Genomic DNA, 16,673 nt, shown 5'->3' with positions numbered 1-16,673 from the left:
AGCCAATGTCCGTCTCCGCAAAACCCGCCCCCAAGGCCGCCGACATCCAGCCGGTGCGCCGCGCCCTTCTTTCCGTCTCCGACAAGACGGGGCTGATCGACTTCGCGAAGGCGCTGCATGAGGCGGGCGTCGAGCTCGTCTCGACCGGCGGCACCTCCAAGGCCATCGCGGCGGCGGGCCTGCCGGTGAAGGACGTGTCCGACCTCACGGGTTTCCCCGAAATGATGGATGGCCGCGTGAAGACGCTGCATCCGAAGGTCCATGGCGGACTTCTCGCCGTGCGCGACGACGCCGAGCACAGGGCGGCGATGGAAGAGCACGGCATCGGCGCGATCGACCTTCTCTGCGTCAACCTCTACCCCTTCGAGGCAACGGTGGCGAAGGGCGCGGCCTATGACGAGTGCATCGAGAATATCGACATTGGCGGCCCGGCCATGATCCGCGCGGCGGCGAAGAACCACGCCTATGTGGCCGTGATCGTCGAAGGTTCGGACTATGCCTCCGTGATCGAAGAGATCAAGGCGAAGGGCGGCACGTCGCTCGCGCTCCGCAAGCACCTCGCCCACAAGGCCTATTCGCGCACGGCGACCTATGACGCCGCGATCTCGAACTGGTTCGCCGAAGAATTGAAGGATACCGCGCCGGACTATCGCGCCTTCGGCGGCCATCTCCGCCAGACGCTTCGCTACGGCGAGAACCCGCACCAGATCGCGAGCTTCTACACCACGGGCGAAAACCGCCCCGGCGTTTCGACGGCGACGCAGCTTCAGGGCAAGGAACTTTCCTACAACAACATCAACGACACGGACGCCGCTTTTGAACTCGTCGGCGAGTTCGATCCCAGGATCGCGCCCGCCATCTCCATCATCAAGCATGCGAACCCCTGCGGCGTCGCTGTGGGCTCCTCGCTCGCCGACGCTTACCGCAAGGCGCTGGCCTGCGATCCCGTCTCGGCATTCGGCGGCATCATCGCCTCGAACCTCCCGCTCGATGGCGAGACGGCGGAAGAGATCGCCAGGATCTTCACCGAAGTCATTATCGCGCCGGACGCCGACGAGGATGCGCGCCGCATCATCGGCGCGAAAAAGAACCTGCGCCTGCTCATCACCGGTGGCTTGCCCGACGCGGGCGCACCGGGCCTGACGGTGAAGTCGGTCGCGGGTGGCCTTCTCGTCCAGTCGCGCGACAATGGCCGCGTCGATCTGCTCGACCTCAAGGTCGTGACGAAGCGCCAGCCGACGGCGCAGGAACTCGCCGACCTCAAATTCGCCTTCCGCGTCTGCAAGCATGTGAAGTCGAACGCCATCGTCTATGTGAAGAACGGCGCGACGGTGGGCGTGGGCGCCGGCCAGATGAGCCGTGTGGACTCGGCGCGCATCGCCGCACGCAAGGCGCTCGATGCGGCGGAGGCCGCAGGCGCCTCGCAGCCCGCGACCATCGGCTCGGTCGTGGCGTCGGACGCCTTCTTCCCCTTCGCCGACGGTCTTCTCTCGGCGGCGGAAGCAGGCGCGACGGCGGTGATCCAGCCCGGCGGCTCCATGCGCGACGAGGAAGTGATCGCGGCGGCCGACGAAAAGGGCCTCGCCATGGTCATGACGGGCATGCGCCACTTCCGGCACTAATAACAGCGGTCATGCCGGACTTGATCCGGCATCCATCTTTGCCCAGCGCACGAAGGAAGATGGACCCCGGGTCAAGCCCGGGGTGACGACCCGCCTTGAAGCCGCCTCACTCGATCGCCGTCGCGCGTTCCTCGCGAACGAAGCTGAGCATCACGATGCCGAGTATGATCAGCGGCACGACGACCATCAGACCAAGGCGCTGGCTGCCGCTCAGGCTCGTGACGAGGCCGATGAGCAGCGGCGCGACGAAAGTCGTCGCCTTGCCGGCCAGCGAATAGAGCCCGAAGAACTCCGTCATCATTTCGATCGGCGCGATGCGCGCGAGCATGGTGCGGCTCGACGCGATGGTCGGGCCAGCCATCAGCGCAAAGAAGGCGATAGTCGCGAGGAAGCCCTGCTGCGGCAGCGTCGTGAACGCCTTCGCGTCCGGCGCGACATCGACATGAACGAAGAAGAACACCCGGTCGCGGTCGAAGGACATCAGCACCAGAAAAGCGAGAAGCGCCAGCGCCAGCGACACCATTAGCGTCTTCTTCGAGCCGAAGCGCTGATCCGTCCAGCCACCGACAAAGGCGCCGAGCGCGGCGAAGAGAGTCGCCCAGACGCCATAGACCGCCATCTCCATGGCGCCCCAGTGAAAGATCGAGGCCGCGAGAATGCCGCCGAAGACGAAGATCGCATTCATGCCGTCATAGAAGGCCATGCGCGAAATCAGATAGAGCGCCACATTGCGGAAATGCCATGCCTTGTTGATCGTATGGCCGAGACGAACGATCCCCGCTTTCGCTGCCTCCAAGCGTGAAAGACCGCGATGCTTCTGATCCGGCACGATGAGCAGAAGCGGCAGCATGAAGACGATGAACCATGCGCCGGAAATCGGTCCGACGATCCGATCCGTCTCATGCGCCTCCTTCGACAACCCGAAAGGCGGCGCATCGGGAATGAAGGAGGCATGTACCACGCCCGGCAACTGCAGATAGATGAGCACGATCACAAGCGCGACGATGGCGGCAAGCTGCCCGACGCCGATGCCGATGCCCGACAAGAGGCCGATGCGCCGCTCCGAGGCGATGGTGGGCAGCATCGCATTCGCGAAGATGATCGCGAATTCCATGCCGACCGAAGCGACGATGAGCGAGAACATGATCGGCAGAACAGGCGAGCCCGGCACCGCGATCCAGAGACCGAAGCAGCCCAGCGTGCAGAAGATCGTGAAGAAGGTGATCCAGGGTTTGCGCGGCCCCGCCGCATCGGCCATCGCGCCGAGAAGCGGGCTCGACAGCGCGATGATGATGCCCGCAATCGCCTGGGTATAGCCCCAGATCGCCTGCCCCTTCACCGGATCGCCGACCACCGTGGCGGTGAGATAGGGCGCGAAGAGAAAGATCGTGACGAGAGAAAAATAGGGCTGGTTCGCCCATTCGTAGCAAACCCATGCGGCCTGCGCGAGCGTGGACGCAGGCTCGCCTTCTTTACGTGTGGTCAATCGATCGCCTCCGCGCGTTCCTCCCGTACAAAGAACATGCCCGCAAGCCCGATGACAAGAAGAACAAGCACGGAAGCAAAACCTGCACGCTGGCTCTGGAAGAATTCCGTCGCGAAGCCCACCAGCATCGGTCCAATAAAGGCCGTTGCCGTTCCGGACAGCGCATAGATGCCGAAGAATTCCGACATCTTGGTGACGGGTGCGATGCGGGCGAGCATCGTGCGGCTGTTCGCATAGGCCGCCGTGATGCAGATGGCGACGAGAAGTACGACCGTGAGATAGAGAAGCTCCGGCAGCGTGCGGAAAAACGGCAGGCTCCAGAGCGGCGGCGTCGCGGGATCGTGCGGCCAGAAAAAGAAGAGCTCGGTCGGCGTGATCGAAACCGCGAGGACGACGCCCAGCGCGGTGCCGCCGATGGAGATCATGATGGCGCGCTTCGATCCGAACCTGTCGTCGAGCCAGCCGCCGAAAATGCCGCCACCCACCGCAAAGATCGAAAGGACGATGCCATAGATGGTAAGCGTCAGCGCGTTCCAGTGGAAAACGCCCGCCGCATAGACGCCGCCGAAAACCAGCACTGCCGTCTTGCCGTCATTGTAGAACATGCGCGCAATGAGATAGGCGGCCACATTCCGATACTGCCGGAGCTTCAGCACCGTCTTGACGACCGTGCGAAGCCCGCGCCTGACGGCCATGGCGACCGGCACGCCCTCGCCTTTCACATCCGGCGTCCAGAAGAGAAGCGGCAAGGTGAAGAGCGCCATCCACACCGCGCAGATGGGCCCCGCGATGCGGCTGTTCTCGAAAGCGCTCACGTCGATGCCGAACAGCGCCTTCGGCGGAATGAAGCTCCAGTCGACCATGCCCGGCAGCATGAAGGCCCAGAGCATGAAGCAGAGGATGAGGAGCGCGCCCGCATTGCCGAGCGCGAGGCCGAGGCCCGAAAGAAATCCGATGCGGTCATGCGGCGCGACGGCGGGCAGCATCGAATTGTGAAACACCGCGGAAAATTCAAAGGCGACGGAGACGACGACGACAAGCGCCGCAATGGCGAGAATGGAAAGCCCTTGGCCCCCCGGCAGCGCCCACCAGAGCGCGAAGGTCGCAGGCACCATCAGCGCAACGAAGAAGGCGATCCACGGCTTGCGCTTTCCGCCCGTATCCGCGATCGCGCCAAGCACGGGGCCGAGCGCCGCGATGAAGAACCCCGCAATGCCGTTGATATGACCCCATATCGCCTGACCCTTCACAGGATCGCCAACCACGACATTCGAGAAATAGGGCGAGAAGATATAGATGGTGATGAGGATCACGTAAGGGTTGCGGGCCCATTCGAAAAGCGCCCAGCTCCATTGACCCTTGCCGTCCGCCGCCGCCTCGCCGGTTGCGGAATAGCCATGAGGCGGATGCGGATCGTTTTCAAACGACTCACGTACTTCCGCCAGCTTCTCGATCACTTCCACTGGAACGTCCTCCTCGCTCGCCGCGAACGCGAAGGCGCTTCTGACAGTCCGAGAACTGCGGCCCTTTCCTGCGTCGCATTGTCAATTGGAGCATAAAGCTGCCGCGCGGGAAAGGCGGGAGCCATTGCGCGAGACGGCGAAGTCTTTAATCTTTGCAAGATCGCCGGACAGACCTGCATGAGGGGGAGCATGTCGATCCTGTCGGAACTTCGGACGCTGACGCCGAAACAGAGAAACACAGTCCTTGCGAGCTATCTCGGCTGGACGCTCGACGCCTTCGACTTCTTCATTCTCGTTTTCGTGCTGAAGGATGTGGCGGCGGAATTCTCGACCAGCGTCAAGGCGGTGAGCTATGCCATTGCGCTCACGCTGATGATGCGGCCGGTCGGCGCGCTGGTCTTCGGCCTGGCGGCCGATCGCTTCGGGCGCCGCCCCGTCCTGATGGCGAACGTCCTTTTCTATTCGCTCATGGAACTGCTGTCGGGTTTCGCACCCTCAATTACGGCACTTCTCATTATGCGCGCGCTGTTCGGCATCGCCATGGGCGGTGAATGGGGCATCGGCGCGTCGCTTGCGATGGAGTCGATTCCGCCACGCCTTCGCGGCCCCGTCTCGGGTCTGCTGCAGACCGGCTACCCCACGGGCTATCTCATCGCTTCAGTTGTCTTCGCGTTGTTCTTCGAACATATCGGCTGGCGCGGCATGTTCATCCTGGGTGCCGCCCCTGCGCTTCTCGTGCTCTATATCCGCCGGGGCGTCGAGGAGTCGCCGGTCTTCCTGGCGCATGCGGAGAAGCGCGCCGAAGGCCTCCTCGCCCATGCCAAGGACATGGTCCGCATTGGCCGCAAGCACATCTGGCTCTTTCTCTATTCCATCCTGCTCATGGCGGCCTTCAACGCTTTCAGCCATGGCACGCAGGATCTCTATCCAACCTTCCTGCGCGAACAGCACAGCTTCGACGCGCATTCCGTCGGCATCATCGTCGTCATCGGCAATATCGGCGCGATCATCGGCGGCCTCACCTCCGGCACGCTGTCGGAGCGCTTCGGTCGCAGGCGCATGATCGCCACCATGGCGCTGCTGGCGCTGCCGGTCATTCCGCTCTGGGCCTATTCGACGACGCCCATGTTCCTTGCGATCGGCGCCTTCCTCATTCAGATCGCCGTGCAGGGCGCATGGGGCATCGTGCCCGCGCATCTGAACGAGCTGTCGCCGAACGAAGTGCGCGGCACCTTTCCGGGCTTTGCCTATCAGCTTGGAAATCTGATCGTGTCGCTGGCCGCGCCGCTCCAGGCGGCGCTGGCGGAGGGACGAGGCGGCGATTACAGCTTTGCGCTGGCCTCCGTCGCCGCTGGCGTTGCGGTCGTGCTCGCGCTCCTCGCCACGCTCGGCGTCGAGAAGCATGGCGTCGCCTTTACTTCGACGACACCGCCTCCGGCTGGAGACTGAGCGCGCGGCGCACAGAGAAGCCGAGCGCGAGCAGAAGCAGCGGAAAACCGATCTGGAAATGGGTTGCGCCCGCAAGCGGCGCGGCAATCGCAGGCATGCCGTAAAGCGCGACCAGCGCGATCTTCTCGTTTCGCGTCGCGCCGCGATCCACCATGTCGCTCGCCAGAATGGACAATGGCACGGCGAGGATCGCGAATTCGTAATCGAAGATATAGGGCGTGAGCAGCAGCGTCGCCGACACGAGAACCGCGAAGGCGAGCCGCGTCGGGCCTTTCTTGTACCAGACCCACGCCACGGCGGCGGCAGCGCCGAGCGCCGTCAGAATCTGTGCGGCATAGGCGAACGTCGCCGGCACGCCCAGCATCCGGAAGAAAATGAAGGCGCTCGGCATCTTGCCCCATGGCAGGAAGCCCGCTTCCATGATCTGGCGCACGACCGGCGTGTTCTTGAAGAAGGCAACCCAGAGGTCAACTCCAAGGATGAGCGTGGCGACGAGCGCAAAGCCGAGCGCGGTGGCGCCGGTAATGAGGAATAGGCGCCACTGCCGCGATGCGATGAGCGCAACGGGAATGAGCAGGCCGAGCTGCGGCTTGAAGGCGAGAAGGCCGAGAAGCACGCCCGCAAGCGCCGGTCGGCGCTCGATCGCGAGCACGGCGCCCGCAAAAAGCGCCGCGGACAGAAATGAGTTCTGGCCGTGAAAGGCGCAGATGAAGACGCCGGGAAAGGCGACGAGAAGGATCGCCGCTTCCTTCAGCTTCAACAGACGCCCGCATGTGAACACATAAAGCGCCAGCGTGCCGAGGGTGAAGACGAGATAGGAAACGAGATAAGGCAGAAGCGCGAGCGGCGCGGCGAGAAGCTGGAAAGTCGGCGGATAATGCCAGAGGAAGATGCTCTGCCCGGCGGGCACCGCGATACGCTGCGCCACAAATATCTTGTGGAAGTCGAAGGCGTCGACCGCGTGGCCCTGAAGCGTCAGAAGCGAGGCGCTCCAGAAGGTAATGAAGTCGTAGCCGAGCGGCTTGCCGAAAATGTCGATGAGCGCGGTCGAGCTTGCCACGACGCCCATGGCGGCAAGCAGATAGACGAGCAGCGAAAGGCGCGGGTAGACGCGCATCCGCTCTTCATCGAACAGGGGTTCTATCGGAATGGCGCTCAAGGCAGTCTCCCGTGTCGCCGCACAAGGCGCGGCACGGGAACGAGACTAGAGACCGCCTCTTTCCAAATTCTTTACCGAGGCAGGATCAGGCGGCCAGCCCGCAGCACTTCTTGTACTTCTTGCCCGATCCGCAGCTGCAGGGATCGTTGCGGCCGATCTTTTCGACGCGGCGCGGCCGGGTGCCGCCGATCCCGTCGATATAGTACCAGCGGCCATCCTTCTTACCGAAATGGCCGGTCTCGTGATGCACCTGGTCCTGGCCGTTCTGGCGGAAGAGAGCCACGAATTCGACATGGCCATCGGTATCGCCCGCGCCGCCCGCCTCGACAGAACGGATCTCGAGGCCCGGCCATTCGCTGGACGTCGCCCAGCGCAGCGCGGCCTCGCGGTCGAAATCCTCGCGCGTCCCGGGCATCAGCGTTTCTTCGAGATAGTCGACATTGGCGGTCGCAAAGGCCGAGTAGCGCGATCGCATCAGGGCCTCGGCCGTAGGCGGCAGGGCTGCGCCGGAAAGATAGGGGCCGCAGCATTCGGCAAAGTCCTTGCCGGACCGGCAGTAACAGGCTTGGCTCATGGCGGGAACTCCGCTCCACTCGGATTGAAACGCGATGCGGTGGCTCTATGCATCGCTTCCGGCCGAATGACAAGCCGCAAGATGCAGCGCCGGGCTGGCCCGGGGCTTCCCTGCCCGCCCTTTCAGCCGAAGCGCCGGCCCGTGACCGGGTGTCCGGCGATGAGGGTCACCAGATGGGCCCCGACCACCAGCATGATCGCGACGGCGAAGATCGCGACGTAATTGTAGTCGACGAGCCGCACCTTGAACGGATCGGCGGGACGCCCCGCACGCAGAAGCGAAAGGCCCGCGACCGCCCCCGCTCCCAGAAAGGCCGCCGCAGTGACTATGAGTTCAATGGACATTTCCGGTTCGCCGCGCTTTCAGGTTTGCACCAGGTTCCCGCAAGCATACGCCACAGGCGCCATCGGGCCAGTCGGCTCTTGCGAGTGAGCAGATGTTAAATGCGGGAACCGGCGAATGCAGCAGATTGTATGTTCAATAAGAAAATGACCGCCTCGCCCCTGCTCAGGCCGCAGGCTGGCCCGACATATAGGCTCGCGCTTCCTTCATAAGGGCCTCGCCAGTGGCGGAAAGACGACCGTAGCGGGCGACGGTCTCATAGCCCTTCCCGAAGTTCTCCATGTCGGTCTCGGCAGCCGCGATGGCGGCGGCGCGCATTTCCCCGTCCAGCAGCGGACTGGCGGCCAGCCGCGTCATGGCCCAATGCATGCGCGCCGACACATAGGTCGCGTGGTAGATGCCGTCCATCGGACGGGGGTCGAGGCGCAACGGCGAGGAATAGAGTTCGTCGTCATCGTTGAACACCAGCGGCTCGTCGAAGGTGAACCCGAAAAGCAACGAATGCGCCGATTCATGCGCCAGCACCTCCGCAACCGCGACCGGCGTCGGATGAAACTTCGGATTGAGAAAGAGAAGCCCCCAGAGCTGATAGGCCGACGCGCCGTCGAACTGGAATGGCGCGGCATCCGGGCTCGTCGCGAGAACGACCTCGCGAACCAGCGCCCGGATCTCTCCCGCAAGCTCGGGAAGCGCGTCGTTGAGAAGCGCATAGCCTGCGTCGAACCGCTCCCCGAAATTCCCGACCGCCTCCGCGGCTGGTGGTTGAAAGAGATCCGTCATCTCGGAGCCGATGCGCCGGCGATAAAGATCGCATTCCGCATCCACCGCCGGCGCCGCCATTGCACGAACGACGAAGCCTGCTCCGGCGGGCTTCGCGGTCAGGATATTTCCGAAGGCGTGGGAGGCTTTCTCTTCCTGCTCGTCGAGCAGCGCGAGAACCAGTTCGTAATACCAGCCGAAGATAGCCGGTGAAAACCGGACGCCGCTTCTCAGCTTCGAAATTACCGCCCCGAGCGCGGCGATATCGAAACCGGGGATACCGGCAAGCTGTTCTGAAATATGCTGCAGGCTGTCGGCCAGCCCCAGATGCATTCTGCGGTCGAGCGCAACCGCCCGACCGGCGTCCGGCTCGAACGCGTGAAACGCTTTCATCCGACTATCCCGAAAAAGCGAAACGGATGAAGATTGGCGGAGACCGACGAAAGGGCGTTATGACTTTATATCACATGTTCGGCTTCATGCCGACCTTGAAGCCCGGCTTGCCACCGATCTTTTCGCCGATCTTGGCACTGGTGACAGATTGGCCCGCGGCGACCAGAATGCGAAAGCCGAGAAGCTTCGTAAGCTGAAGTTTGACCTTCATTTCTTCCTCCACAAATCCAGATCCTGAAAATTGTTAACATCGACTCCATGATTGAGCAATGCTTTGGCGTCGCATCCGCGCCATGGGGACCACTTTCTTGATCGTAATCGTCACGACGAAACCGCATAAATACACTCACGCCGCCCTCGCGGGATGGTGCAGCCCGAGCATCATTCAGCGCTTCTCATATTGGAAACTGTTCAGAAAGCGCCTTCTTCCACACGCCACCTACATCTTCACTGATTTCGACCGGCTGAGCCCCTGGGAGCTGGAGCTGGCCGCCAAGGCATGGCGCGCGCTCGCAACGGCGGGCTGCCGGGTGTTCAACGATCCCGGAAGGTTTCGCCGCCGCCATGCTTTCCTTCAGTTGATGCACAGGAAGGGTATCAACGATTTCCGCAGCTGGAGCCCCGAACTCGACGAGATGCCCGATCGCTTTCCCGTTTTCCTGCGTACGCAGGCCGCGCATCGGGGCGTGCTGGCGGGGCTCCTGCACACGGCCGAGGATGCAGATCAGGCATTGACCGAAGCGCTGACCGCGGGGCATCCGCTGAGCGATCTTCATTTCGTCGAATATGCCGCCGAGCCGACAGGCAACGGCATCTTCCGCAAGCTCGCCGCACATCGCGTTGGCGACGCCATCATTCCCGCATTGTCGGTGCACAGCCTCGACTGGATCGCCAAATATGGGGCGCCCGTGGCCGACGAGCAGCAATACGAAGAGGAATGGGCGATGCTGCACCGGAATCCGCACGGGCAGCATCTGATGTCGGCTTTCGAGGCGGCTGGCATCGATTATGGCCGTGCGGATTTCGGCCTCGTGAATGGCCGTCCGCAGATTTACGAGATCAACACGAACCCGATGATCGGCGAAGCAACCGAACATTGGTCGCAACAACGCCTCGCCAATTCGCGTTATGTCCGCGACGCGCTGACCGCCGCGATAAAGGCGCTGGACAGCCCTGCGGGAAAGCGGGCCGTGAGGCTCAGCGGCGAACCGTTCGAAACCCAGTTCCGCCGGGACAGGCGGCGCTTCTTCATGAGCGCATGGATGCCGTGAGACCGACGGCGAAGAATTACCGCCTCGATGGGTTCAAATCCGGATAGGTCGAATGGCGCGAAGGCCGTGACGAGTGGCATATGATCTTTCCGGCTCAGCTCGGATGGACACCTCGTGCAGAATATCAATGACAGGCTGGTTTACGATGTCGGCGCGCATCACGGCGAGGACACGGAATTCTATCTGAAGAAGGGATTCGACGTCGTCGCGATCGACGCGGTCCCGGACAACTGCAGACTGATCGGAGAAAAACTCTCCTCCTATGTCGCCGGGAACAGGCTGCGCATATTGAACTGCGCAATATCCGACTCGAGCGAACCGATCAGCTTTTACGTCAACGACGACGTGTCGGTATGGAGCACGGCCAACAAGAGCTGGGTTGAGCGCAACAACGCATTGAGGCCGGGCCAGAAGATCCGCGAGATCCGGGTGAACGCCGAGAAGCTCGCCAATATCGTCGCGAAATTCGGCGTGCCGCTCTATTGCAAGATCGATATCGAGGGCAACGACTTTCTGGCTTTGCGCTCCTTCGCGAACGCGCCGTCGATGCCACGGTATATTTCCATCGAGTCGGAAAAGCTGAACTGGCCACGGCTTCTCAACGAGCTCCTCACGATGAAGCAGCTCGGCTACCGGAAGTTCAAGGTGGTGAACCAGAATCTGATCGGCTTGCACAATGGCGAGATGCTGGGCCGACACGGTAACGCCATCCAGCACACATTCGCCGCCGGCAGCTCCGGCCCCTTCGGCGAAGAAGCGCCGGGGCGATGGATGGATATCTTCGAATGTATCGAAGTCTACAAGGGAATTTTCCGCGGCTACTTTCTGAATGGCGACTTCGGCATCGTCAAGAATCAGAATCCACAATTGCCCGCGGCGGACTGGTACGACACGCACGCATCGCTCGATCCCCTGTAATCGAGAAAAGCGACGCGCCCGTTCGCGCAGGCGCGCCGCCCTGTCCTATCGCGGCATACCGGATTCGATCGGCTTGTCGACAGCGCCGCCGCTCTCGACCCAATCCTTGAACGCACCCAGATTGTAGACGTGCTCGTAACCCAGATCCTTGAGCGTCTTGGCGCTGAGCGCGGAACGGCCGCCGGAGGCGCAGTAAAGGATCAGCGTCTTGTCCCTGGCGAAATTCTTGTCGTGATAGGGAGAGTCCGGATCGGCGCGGAATTCCAGCATGCCGCGCGAGACATGCAGGGCGCCTGCAACCTTGCCGTTCTGCTCCACTTCCGGCGCATCGCGCACGTCAATGACAAGCACGTTGTCCTTGCCGATCATCTGCCGCGCATCCGCCGGCGTAATGCGCGGCACCGCCGCGTTGGCAGCTTCCATCAGTTGCTTGAGACTTGTAGCCATTTCCTGCTCCTCATTCGTGCTGTGACTGTTCGCCTTCCGGCGCAATGGCTCTATTCCGGAATTTCTTCGCCAGAACCGCCGAACGCCGCCGGGAAATCCTTCAGCTTGGGCAGCCCGTCGCGCATCGGCAGCACGGTCTCGGCATAATTCACGTGAACGCCCGGCGTGAACTTCAGCGTCGGGATCGTGGCCGCGTACACGTCGACGAGACCGAGAGGCGGATGATTGTTCATCAGGTGTCCGCCGCATTTCGCGCAATATTTGCGCTGGCTGAGCGCCGTCTTCTGGAACGTGGCGACGTGCTCGGCGCCCGCGGTGATCCGCACCGCTTCCGGCTTCCAGAGGCTGAACGCATTTACCGGTCCGCCGGACCATGAACGGCAGGATCTGCAATGGCAATAGCCCATCGCCTCCGGCTCGCCGGTAACCTCGACCTCCACCGCGCCGCAAAAGCATTTTCCGATGTGAGTCATAACCTCCTCCCCTTCCAGCGCCATCGGCCATCCAAGAGCGCCATGGGGCGATGGCCCGCCCATTGAATACGCTAAGCATGGCGATGGAAAGCGAACCCAGACGCGGGTCCGCCGCCGGGGCGAGGGTCAGCCCTCCGAATGACAGCAAATGCAGATCTTGTTGCCCTCGAGATCCCTGAAATAGGCGCCGTAAAAATTGGCGTGATAATGCGGACGAAGGCCCGGATCGCCCTCGTTTGCACCGCCATTTTCGATCGCCAGCCGATGGCATCTGTCGACGGTCGCCCGGTCTCTTGCGAGCAATGCGACCATGTTGCCATTGCCGGGCGAGGCATGATGGCCATCGAACGGCACGCCGACGAGCAGAAGCGGCCTGTCCGCCTGTTCCGGTTGCCAGCCGGCCCAGCCTTTGTCGGGTTCGTAGAATCGAAGACGCCAGCCGAGTTCGGCCATCAAGGGGCTATAGAACTGCTTGGCAGCGGGGAGATCGTTCGTTCCAAGATGGATATGCGAGATCATCGCGTCCTCCGCATCGAGTCCGGCATTGCATTCACCATTGCGCCCGCGTCCAGCGGTCATCCTTCGGGATGAGGCTGCACAATTTTCTCCAGGGGTGAAATTGCACTTTGTGCCGGCGGCAGGGCTAGTGTCGAAACGGCCAGGAAACGGGCGGAATTCGTCGCCGCGCAGAGCTGCGGTTGACGAGGCGGCCGGCCACGCCGTCCGATATGGCCAATTTTGCCCGATAGTAGTCACTTCTGACACTTGGCGATGACTCCTTCCCGCAGCAGCTTGTGGCGAGGAGGAATTTTTCATGACGACACACACTGTTTCGCAGGACGACAGGCTGGACGACTTCACACCTATCGACCTCGAACTCGAAGGGACGAAAAAGCGTGTCTGGCGGTCCGGCCATGGTCCGGCCGTGATCGTGATGCACGAGATGCCGGGCATCAGTCCGCATGTTGCGCGGTTTGCCAGATGGATTCGCGACGGGGGTTTCACGGTCTGGATGCCTTCCCTGTTTGGCCGGGATGGCGCAATCGGCTCTGCCGAAGAGGGCGCGGACGTGTTCCGACGGGCCTGTATCAGCGCGGAGTTCCGGGCCTTGGGCGCCGGCGTGTCGAGCCCGGTCACCGTCTGGCTCCGCGCCCTGGCACGCCACGCGCACGGAGAATGTGGCGGCCCCGGCGTCGGCGCTGTGGGCATGTGCTTCACCGGCAACTTCGCCCTGACCATGATGCTCGAGCCGGCAGTGGTGGCGCCGGTCCTGTGCCAGCCTTCCCTGCCGCTCGACGTTCCCGGCGGTCTCGAAATCTCCGACGAGGAACTCGCCAGAGTGCGGGGCCGGCTGGAGCGCGAGAACCGCAAAGTCCTGGCCTATCGCTTTTCGGGCGACGCATTCTGCCGCGCCGAGCGCTTTGCTGCCTATCGCGCGGCCCTTGGCGAAAACTTTGTCGCGCGAGAGCTGCCGGACTCGGCAGCGAATACCGATGTGCCGCCATTCTTTGATCGGCATGTGCCAACGCCCCACAGCGTCACGACGGTTCATCTTATCGACGAGACGGGACAGCCGACGCTGGCGGCCCGCGACGAGATCATCGCGTTTCTCGGCGATGCACTTTCAGGAGAGGCCCCGTGAACAACCACAAACCCTTGTCCGGCAGATGCCTGTGCGGCGAAGTGCGCTATACCGCAGTCGGCAGACTCGATCGCAGCTATGCGTGCCATTGTACCGATTGCCAGATCCGGAGCGGGAGTGCATTTGCCATCATGCTGCCCGTGCCGGAAGCAGGGTTCACTGTTGCGGGAGAAACACTGGCCGTTCCACAAATGGAGGCACATGGTGTCGCGGTAACGCTGCACGCTTGTCCCAAATGCCTTACCCGACTATTTACGCAGAACCCTCGGTGGAAGGGCCTCGTGGTCCTGCGCGCAGGCACGCTCGCGCGCAGCAACGAGATCATTCCAGCCGTTCACCTCTGGGTCCGAAGCCGCCAGCCGTGGATCGTATTGCCCGATGATCGTCCTCACTTCGACACACAGCCTGCCACACCGGACGAATGGCGCGCGCTTCTTCAATAGGAGGCGCATTCCAATCCATGGTTGAATTGGCTTTCCACACGGTCGATCTCGTCACGAACAGGCGCTTTGGCGGCAATCCACACGCGGTCTTTTCCGATGCCCGCAGGTTGGACACGGCCGCGATACAGGCGATAGCCGCCGAGATCAATTCCAGCGAAACGACCTTCGTTCCGCCACCGGGCAATCCTGCGCATGCGGCTTTCACAGGCAGTATCGTCCTGTGAGCGAAAAAAGCCTTGCCGTACCAGGAACCTTGCCTGCGCTCCATCTGTTGCTGGCGCTCGGCATCGTTGCGATCTGGGGAACCAATTTCGTCATCATGCACGAGGGGCTTGCCCAGTTTTCCGCATTCACCCTGGCGACGCTGAGGTTTGCTTTCGCCTCAATTCCACTGCTCCCATTCCTGCGCTGGCCGAAAGCTCCCGCGCGAATGATTGCGCTCTATGGTCTGCTTATAGGCGTTGGGCAGTTCGGATTGATGTTGACCGCAATGCAGGGCCATATTTCGCCCGGCATCGCGTCGGTCATCATACAGGCTCAGGCATTTTTCACGGTCGCAATTGCCGTACTCGTCAACGGTGAGCGGCTGGCCACGACGAACGTGCTTGGCCTTTTTCTCTGCAGCGCAGGAATCATTGCGATCAGCCTCTTTGCCGGAGGCGACGCCGATCTCCTGGGCATCTTGCTTGTCCTGGGTGCCGCACTCGCATGGGGCACAGGCAACGTCGTCGCTCGACGCCTCGGATCTGTAAATCCGCTTGGCCTTGTCGCCTGGAGCAATCTCTTCGCAGTTCCGCCGCTGGCGATTGCTGCCCTCGCTATCGACGGTCCGCACAAGATCGTTCAAAGCCTTGTTACTGCCGATGCGGGCGGATGGTGCGCTGCGCTTTGGCAATCGTTCGGCAACGCGCTGATCGGTTATGGAGCATGGAACTGGCTGCTGGCGCGCCATCCCGCATCGCGGATCGCGCCGTTGGGCCTGCTGGTGCCGTTCTTTGGCCTGGGCGCTTCGTCGCTCTATCTCGGAGAAGGGCTGCCAGCATGGAAGATCCTCGCGGCCTTGACCGTCGTCTCCGGCCTGGCGATCAACATATCGGCGCGGCGCATGCCGAACCGCTAGTCAACCCGCTCGAACGCGGCCATGGCTGCATCCCTGAAGGCCCTCGGGCTGTCACCGCCATGACGCCGCAGGACGCGGCGAAGCGTTGAGGCATCCGCATAGCCCACGCGGTGGGCGATCTCGTCGACCGGCAGGCGGGTGGTTTCCAGCAAGGCGATCGCCCGTTCAGCTCGCAGGCGTTGCAGGAAACGAACCGGCGACAGACCAGTCGTCGCGGCAAGACGCCGCGCGAATGTCCGAGGGCTCATGCCGGCGATGCCTGCCAATTCGTCCACCGTAAATTCTTCTCCCAGTCTCGCTTCGGCCCAGGCCCTTGCCCGGCGAAGGCGCTCATCGCCTGCCGTCAGGAAATCGAGCGAGATAAAGGATGTCTGGGACCGTCTCGCATCCATGAGCAGATAGCGCGAGCAGGCGTCCGCCAGCATTGGGCTGGCATGCCTCGCGACCAGCGTCAGAACGAGATCGACCTGGGCCATGGCCGCACCGGCAGTCGTCAGATGCCCGTCGGTAACGACCATCGCCTCCCGATCGAGGACGACGTTTGGAAACAGCTTGCTGAAGTACGCTGCCAGCCACCACGCGGTCGTCGCTCGCCGGCCATCGAGGATGCCTGCGGACGCCAGCAGAAACACGCCCGTGCAGGAAGCGGCTATTTCCTTGCCCTCTTCATGCGCGAGCAAAAGGCGGCGGCGCGCATCGCTGGCGGACGACCTCTCCAGCCCTTCCTCAACGGCTTTGGGATTGAAGAGTCCAATGCCCGGCACGATCACGATGTCGGGGCTGGATTGGGCCCCGTCGCGACGCGCCGGGGCGAGCCCCGCGAAGCGATCCGCCGCCGGACCCGCTAACCAGTAGTCGAACGGCGGTGGCCGATCTTCGGCGACACGCAGCCGGTTTGCGGCCGCGAGAATGTCGATTGTCAGCACGATGCTGGAAGGGAATCCGCTCTCGACGGCAAAGATCTCGACATTCTTCATAGTGGTAGGCCCGGATCCCGTCTCGACCGTAGCGCGCCAACTGGCTGCCTGCACCGGCAGCTTGTCGACGCCTTCGCGGCGTGTCCAGCGCAAGACACCAGAATCCTCACGCTCGATGGAGCCAAGGCCTGCCGG

General features: G+C 62.6%; 19 protein-coding genes. 8 read left to right on the top strand and 11 right to left on the bottom strand.

Translation table 11 applies throughout. The annotated features are described in order from the left end of the window. The first annotated feature begins 5 nt into the window (after nucleotides 1–5). The gene (purH, locus tag ABFC66_RS02670; protein WP_346739402.1) at nucleotides 6–1,622 is read left to right on the top strand and encodes a bifunctional phosphoribosylaminoimidazolecarboxamide formyltransferase/IMP cyclohydrolase; all 1,617 of its coding nucleotides are present in this window, start codon (nucleotides 6–8) and stop codon (nucleotides 1,620–1,622) included. A gap of 106 nt (nucleotides 1,623–1,728) precedes the next feature. Here the strand turns inward: purH and ABFC66_RS02665 are convergent, their stop codons facing one another. Further along, a complete protein-coding gene (locus ABFC66_RS02665) occupies nucleotides 1,729–3,108 on the bottom strand; it encodes an MFS transporter (RefSeq protein WP_346739401.1) in 1,380 nt (459 codons plus the stop codon). Further along, complete coding sequence (locus ABFC66_RS02660; protein ID WP_346739400.1) at nucleotides 3,105–4,571, bottom strand: MFS transporter; 1,467 nt, start codon at nucleotides 4,569–4,571, stop codon at nucleotides 3,105–3,107. Before ABFC66_RS02660 ends, ABFC66_RS02665 begins: the two co-directional genes overlap by 4 nt. A gap of 189 nt (nucleotides 4,572–4,760) precedes the next feature. Between ABFC66_RS02660 and ABFC66_RS02655 the strand changes: the two genes are divergently transcribed. Next, nucleotides 4,761–6,020: an MFS transporter gene (locus tag ABFC66_RS02655; protein ID WP_346739399.1), complete on the top strand. Its 1,260-nt coding sequence runs from the start codon at nucleotides 4,761–4,763 to the stop codon at nucleotides 6,018–6,020. Here the strand turns inward: ABFC66_RS02655 and ABFC66_RS02650 are convergent. The 5 genes from ABFC66_RS02650 to ABFC66_RS02630 form a co-directional block, all read right to left on the bottom strand. Next, on the bottom strand, nucleotides 5,986–7,179 hold the full coding sequence (locus tag ABFC66_RS02650; protein ID WP_346739398.1) for a glycosyltransferase family 87 protein: 1,194 nt from the start codon (nucleotides 7,177–7,179) through the stop codon (nucleotides 5,986–5,988). The genes ABFC66_RS02655 and ABFC66_RS02650 overlap by 35 nt on opposite strands. A gap of 85 nt (nucleotides 7,180–7,264) precedes the next feature. After that, nucleotides 7,265–7,753, bottom strand: a complete 489-nt coding sequence (locus ABFC66_RS02645) for a YchJ family protein (protein ID WP_346739397.1) — start codon at nucleotides 7,751–7,753, stop codon at nucleotides 7,265–7,267. A gap of 122 nt (nucleotides 7,754–7,875) precedes the next feature. Then, the gene (locus ABFC66_RS02640; RefSeq protein WP_346739396.1) at nucleotides 7,876–8,097 is read right to left on the bottom strand and encodes a hypothetical protein; all 222 of its coding nucleotides are present in this window, start codon (nucleotides 8,095–8,097) and stop codon (nucleotides 7,876–7,878) included. A 163-nt stretch (nucleotides 8,098–8,260) separates the two neighbouring features. Beyond that, complete coding sequence (locus ABFC66_RS02635) at nucleotides 8,261–9,247, bottom strand: HEXXH motif-containing putative peptide modification protein (RefSeq protein ID WP_346739395.1); 987 nt, start codon at nucleotides 9,245–9,247, stop codon at nucleotides 8,261–8,263. Nucleotides 9,248–9,317: 70 nt separating this feature from the next. After that, nucleotides 9,318–9,458, bottom strand: coding sequence for a hypothetical protein (locus tag ABFC66_RS02630; RefSeq protein ID WP_346739394.1), 141 nt, complete (start codon nucleotides 9,456–9,458; stop codon nucleotides 9,318–9,320). A 97-nt stretch (nucleotides 9,459–9,555) separates the two neighbouring features. Here ABFC66_RS02630 and ABFC66_RS02625 point away from each other — a divergent pair, with 97 nt between their 5' ends. After that, a complete protein-coding gene (locus ABFC66_RS02625; RefSeq protein ID WP_346739393.1) occupies nucleotides 9,556–10,518 on the top strand; it encodes a hypothetical protein in 963 nt (320 codons plus the stop codon). A 114-nt stretch (nucleotides 10,519–10,632) separates the two neighbouring features. Then, nucleotides 10,633–11,436, top strand: coding sequence for an FkbM family methyltransferase (locus ABFC66_RS02620; RefSeq protein WP_346739392.1), 804 nt, complete (start codon nucleotides 10,633–10,635; stop codon nucleotides 11,434–11,436). A 45-nt stretch (nucleotides 11,437–11,481) separates the two neighbouring features. On the opposite strand, the gene ABFC66_RS02615 is transcribed toward ABFC66_RS02620, so the two are convergent. The 3 genes from ABFC66_RS02615 to ABFC66_RS02605 form a co-directional block, all read right to left on the bottom strand. Continuing rightward, nucleotides 11,482–11,883, bottom strand: coding sequence for a rhodanese-like domain-containing protein (locus tag ABFC66_RS02615; RefSeq protein WP_346739391.1), 402 nt, complete (start codon nucleotides 11,881–11,883; stop codon nucleotides 11,482–11,484). Between the two features lie 50 nt (nucleotides 11,884–11,933). After that, nucleotides 11,934–12,356, bottom strand: coding sequence for a GFA family protein (locus ABFC66_RS02610; protein WP_346739390.1), 423 nt, complete (start codon nucleotides 12,354–12,356; stop codon nucleotides 11,934–11,936). A gap of 126 nt (nucleotides 12,357–12,482) precedes the next feature. Next, nucleotides 12,483–12,875 carry a VOC family protein gene (locus ABFC66_RS02605; RefSeq protein ID WP_346739389.1) on the bottom strand — a complete coding sequence of 131 codons (393 nt, stop codon included), beginning with the start codon at nucleotides 12,873–12,875 and terminating at the stop codon, nucleotides 12,483–12,485. Nucleotides 12,876–13,170: 295 nt separating this feature from the next. Here ABFC66_RS02605 and ABFC66_RS02600 point away from each other — a divergent pair, with 295 nt between their 5' ends. The 4 genes from ABFC66_RS02600 to ABFC66_RS02585 are packed head-to-tail and all read left to right on the top strand — an operon-like array spanning nucleotide 13,171 to nucleotide 15,561. Then, nucleotides 13,171–13,998, top strand: coding sequence for a dienelactone hydrolase family protein (locus ABFC66_RS02600; protein ID WP_346739388.1), 828 nt, complete (start codon nucleotides 13,171–13,173; stop codon nucleotides 13,996–13,998). Then, nucleotides 13,995–14,441 (top strand): GFA family protein, encoded by a 447-nt coding sequence (locus ABFC66_RS02595; RefSeq protein ID WP_346739387.1) that lies wholly within the window; start codon nucleotides 13,995–13,997, stop codon nucleotides 14,439–14,441. The genes ABFC66_RS02600 and ABFC66_RS02595 overlap by 4 nt, the downstream gene beginning before the upstream one ends. Nucleotides 14,442–14,458: 17 nt before the next feature. Further along, the gene (locus ABFC66_RS02590) at nucleotides 14,459–14,665 is read left to right on the top strand and encodes a PhzF family phenazine biosynthesis protein (RefSeq protein ID WP_346739386.1); all 207 of its coding nucleotides are present in this window, start codon (nucleotides 14,459–14,461) and stop codon (nucleotides 14,663–14,665) included. Next, nucleotides 14,662–15,561: an EamA family transporter gene (locus ABFC66_RS02585; RefSeq protein WP_346739385.1), complete on the top strand. Its 900-nt coding sequence runs from the start codon at nucleotides 14,662–14,664 to the stop codon at nucleotides 15,559–15,561. The genes ABFC66_RS02590 and ABFC66_RS02585 overlap by 4 nt, the downstream gene beginning before the upstream one ends. Here the strand turns inward: ABFC66_RS02585 and ABFC66_RS02580 are convergent. After that, nucleotides 15,558–16,631, bottom strand: a complete 1,074-nt coding sequence (locus ABFC66_RS02580; RefSeq protein ID WP_346739384.1) for a helix-turn-helix domain-containing protein — start codon at nucleotides 16,629–16,631, stop codon at nucleotides 15,558–15,560. The genes ABFC66_RS02585 and ABFC66_RS02580 overlap by 4 nt on opposite strands. Nucleotides 16,632–16,673 lie beyond the last annotated feature (42 nt).

Origin of the sequence: Parvibaculum sp. (assembly GCF_039680535.1) — a bacterium.
Taxonomy (GTDB): domain Bacteria; phylum Pseudomonadota; class Alphaproteobacteria; order Parvibaculales; family Parvibaculaceae; genus Parvibaculum.
This window is presented reverse-complemented; position numbering and strand designations above follow the sequence as displayed.